The organism is Erwinia sp. MYb416 (assembly GCF_037479575.1).
Classification (GTDB): domain Bacteria; phylum Pseudomonadota; class Gammaproteobacteria; order Enterobacterales; family Enterobacteriaceae; genus Erwinia; species Erwinia rhapontici.
The window spans coordinates 1-1598 of the sequence record NZ_JBBGYT010000352.1; the positions used below are offsets into that span (position 1 = coordinate 1).

Annotated in this window: 2 protein-coding genes; both read left to right on the top strand. The window is 53.7% G+C overall.

Annotation, left to right across the window (positions count from 1 at the left end; translation table 11 throughout):
• On the top strand, positions 1 to 259 hold a 259-nt coding region (locus WH277_RS05200; RefSeq protein WP_339504818.1), incomplete at its 5' end, for a DUF1176 domain-containing protein.
• A gap of 101 nt (positions 260 to 360) precedes the next feature.
• On the top strand, positions 361 to 1422 hold the full coding sequence (locus WH277_RS05205) for a DUF1176 domain-containing protein (RefSeq protein ID WP_339454494.1): 1062 nt from the start codon (positions 361 to 363) through the stop codon (positions 1420 to 1422).
• The last annotated feature ends 176 nt before the right edge of the window (positions 1423 to 1598 follow it).

The following is a 1598-nucleotide window of genomic DNA, read 5'->3' on the forward strand; positions in this document are numbered from 1 at the left end:
GACTCTGCCATTACCCGGCAATGATGAAGACGGCAAACCCAGGGTGATGAGCTGGTTTACTGAAGCAACCTACGATCCGCAAACGGGTGAGCTGTATTATTCCGGGCGCGGGCGGGGTATTGCTGACTGTGGAGATAATGGCGGTTGGAAATATGATGGTAAGACATTCCATCTGACACATTACAACAATCAGCAGAGTTGCAATGGTGGTGAGCCGGGAGACTGGCCATCCGTCTGGGCAACGGCAGGAACTGAGTAACCCTGCGGGAAGGGGATGCTCTGGTTAGCGCCATCAGCAGCAGCCTGAGGGCGAGAGTAAAACCTCGCTTCGGCTTTTTTTAATTAATTCAGAGAGTAATAATGAATAATAACAAGATGTTGATGGCGCTCATGCTACTGGGTTTAAGTACGGGAGTTCATGCAGAAGAGTGGGTTAATGCGCCGGTACAGAAGGTCTTTAAAAACTGGCAGGTCACCTGTAACAACGTGAATGACTGTGATGTGCGCAACACTGACAAGACGCTACGTATCATTCTTAAACGTCAGGCGGGTGCGGAGGCACAGCCTTCGATCAGCTTCCAGCAGTGGACAGCATTGAAAGCAGACGGGATCTGGCTGGATGGTCAGGCCTGGTCTTCAGATATCCAGATTGCCACACCACAGAGCAGTGATGAGCACGTTGTGGGCAGCAGCGATCAATTGGCGGTGATCCAGGCGTGGGTGAAGCAGGCCAAGGATGCGCAGACGATGGCCTTTACTGCCGGACCGGAAAGCGTTTCTCTGGAGGGGCTGACTGCCGCGCTGCTGTTGGTGGATGAACGACAGGGACGTCTGGATAACCAGACAGCCTTGCTGAGGGTGGGCAACAAGCCCTCTTCAGCCGTTCTGCCCCGACCCGCACTTGTGGCACTGAACTTCCCGGTTCCTGCCGTCGTGCCTCTGACCGATCCTGCCGCACTGGTTGACGGAGCAATTGCTGCCAATGGCAACCTGCTGAATCAACTGCAGTGCCCTCAGGATGATGATACTCGCGCACGCAGCTATGCTGAACCGCTGAACGACACGCAGGCGCTGGTCATGGTCAACTGTGGTCCGGGGGACTTTAAAACATTAAATGTCGTGTTCATCAGTGCACGTGATAAACCGAAAGACACACGGCGGCTGACGCTGCCGCTGCCGCTAAACGGCACTGACGGCAAGCCGATGCAGGAAACGATGTTTGCCCAAGGCGGATATGATTCAGCCGTCGGCCATCTCTATTTCTCCGATCGGGGTAATGAGGCCGCCGAGTGTGGTAGTAATGGTGGCTGGATCTATGACGGCAAGACATTCCACCTGGCACGCTTTAAAAATCAACCTGGCTGCAACGGCGGTCAACCGGCTGACTGGCCCTCTGTCTGGGTAACGGAAGGTAAAGAGTAGGGGATTAACGTGGTGGGTATCAGCCTTTCACATCCCTGGCCCTCTGGGAAATTTCATATTTTCCTCAGCAAAATCGTGGTTAAGGGTGACTGCTGTTATCTTCATGCCGACATTAATCCTAAGGAGTCCGACATGAAGATTGTTAAAGCCCTGGTACTGACCAGCCTGGTCAGTAC